Consider the following 1,737-nt stretch of genomic DNA (forward strand, 5'->3'; position numbering starts at 1 on the left):
CCCCTGTACCTTTCATCGCGTCGATTGGTTGGTCGTAACGATAGACTGATCGGTACGGGCCGGCCTGCCGGGAGTTACCCTTCGCCCCCTGTGCCTCGAGTACCTTGGGGGGGACATGTGCCCCGGCTGGTTGGCCATGACGAAGGCCCGGTGGGGAGTCGTGCCCCTGATTGGGAGCACCAGTACAGGGATCGGCAGTCGTCATGGTGGCCCGCCTATCGGAGAGGTGGAGCCATGGCGGACGACTTGGGATGGTTCGTGGGCGTCGATTGGGCATCCGAGACGCACCAAGTGGCCTTGCTGGATGCCTGCGGCACGGTGATCGGCGAGCGCGCCTTCCCGCATGGTGGCGGCGGTCTTGCTGCCTTGTGCGACTGGTTGCTGGCGATGACAGGATCGCCGGCCGCGGCGATCGCCGTCGCCATTGAGGTGCCGCACGGACCGGTGGTCGAGACGCTGCTCGAGCGTGGCTTTCCGGTCCATGCGATCAATCCCAAGCAACTCGATCGCTTCCGGGACCGCTTCACCGTGGCGGGCGCCAAGGACGATCGGCTGGACAGTCGGGTGTTGGGCGATTCCCTGCGGACGGACCGGCCCTGCTTTCGGCCGTTGCGCCTGGCCGATCCGACGGTCGTCGAACTGCGCGAATGGTCCCGCATGACCGAGGATCTGCAGCAGGAACGCACCCGTCTGGGCAACCGCGTGCGCGAGCAGCTCTGGCGCTACTATCCCCAGATGATCGAACTCACGGACGATGTCGCGGCCGACTGGTTCCTCGAGCTCTGGGCGCTGGTGCCGACCCCCGCGAAGGCCGCCAAGGTGCATAAGGAGACCATCGCCCGGTTCTTGCAGGCGCACCGGATCCGCCGCATCGACGCCGAAGAAGCGCGGCGCATCTTGCGCCAGACGCCGATTTCGGTCGCCGGCGGCACGACCGAGGCGGCGACCGCCCATATCCGCACGGTCGCGGTCCGGCTGAAGGTCGTGAACCGTCAGCTCAAGCAGGCGCATCGGCAGCTGGACGCCCTCTGCGCCCGGCTCGCCGGTTCCGAGGATGCCGAGCCGGGGCAAAGCCAAGAGCAGCGCGACGTGACGATCCTGCGCACCTTGCCGGGAGTCGGAAGGATCGTCCTCGCCACGCTGCTCGCCGAGGCCTGGGAGCCCCTGCGTCAGCGAGATTACCATGCGCTCCGCACGCTGTGCGGCGTGGCACCCGTGACCAAGCGCAGCGGCAGGCGCTGCACCGTCATCATGCGCCAAGCCTGTCACCTGCGCCTGCGCACAGCCGTCTATCACTGGTCGCGGACCGCCCTTCAACACGACGAGCTGTGCCGCCGCCGCTATGCCGAACTCCGCAAACGCGGCCATTCCCATGGGCGCGCGCTCAGGACCGTCGCCGACCGATTGCTCGCCGTCGCCTGCGCGATGTTGCGAACGCACACAGCGTTCGATCCGGCTCACGCCGCCGCCCAGAAAGCTGCGGCGTGACCCAATCCAGACCATCCCTTGGTTCGACCGGAACGGCCATCCCTTCGTCCCGACCTGGCGACCGCCGGAGCGCCGCGCGCAAACCTCGTCCAGGATGCCGCCTGCGGCACCGGCGAAGCCGGCGCGAAGCGTCCTGGACGCGGCGAGCACGGCGCTATCATGGCCCATTCGGGAGACCTTCCGCCGGTTCGTCACGCGGGGTCACAGCCCCTCGCTTCTCTCTTGATCATTGGTGGGGAGTCCCCCCCG

The 1,737-nt window shown here is 68.0% G+C and carries 1 protein-coding gene; it reads left to right on the forward strand.

Features of this window, described 5'->3' with window-relative positions; all coding sequences use genetic code 11:
* Nucleotides 1-234: 234 nt before the first annotated feature.
* Nucleotides 235-1,488: an IS110 family RNA-guided transposase gene (locus IEY58_RS34095; protein ID WP_189052652.1), complete on the forward strand. Its 1,254-nt coding sequence runs from the start codon at nt 235-237 to the stop codon at nt 1,486-1,488.
* The last annotated feature ends 249 nt before the right edge of the window (nt 1,489-1,737 follow it).

Source organism: Aliidongia dinghuensis (assembly GCF_014643535.1).
Lineage (GTDB): Bacteria > Pseudomonadota > Alphaproteobacteria > ATCC43930 > CGMCC-115725 > Aliidongia > Aliidongia dinghuensis.

Bases quoted from the DNA above. Each gene is read 5' to 3' on its own strand.
- IEY58_RS34095 (WP_189052652.1), top strand. From the start codon at position 235: ATGGCGGACGACTTGGGATGGTTCGTGGGCGTCGATTGGGCATCCGAG.